At 58.9% G+C, this 236-nt stretch carries 1 pseudogene; it reads right to left on the reverse strand.

Annotated elements, in window-relative coordinates:
* Position 1: 1 nt before the first annotated feature.
* Positions 2 to 236, reverse strand: a pseudogene (locus tag SB771_RS37065) (hypothetical protein); the annotation flags it as partial.

The raw sequence follows: 236 nt of genomic DNA on the forward strand, positions 1-236 counted from the left end.
GTCAGCGGATATCATCGGGGCCCGCAGCGACTTCAGCTGCATTGAGGCCGGATATAAAGCTGCAGCCCATCCTGTCAGTCGGAGCGCTCGAGAACCTGCTCAAACGGGAGGCGTTCATATAAAGACTTGCATGGCGGTTCAACAAAATCGGCGAGGGGGACAAGGGAACGAACAACGGCGTATCGCGCACCAATCCGCGGCGCTTCAGGAACGTGACGTCGACACCGTCGCGCTTG

Source organism: Burkholderia sp. SIMBA_051 (assembly GCF_046534915.1).
GTDB classification, from domain to species: Bacteria; Pseudomonadota; Gammaproteobacteria; order Burkholderiales; family Burkholderiaceae; genus Burkholderia; species Burkholderia ambifaria.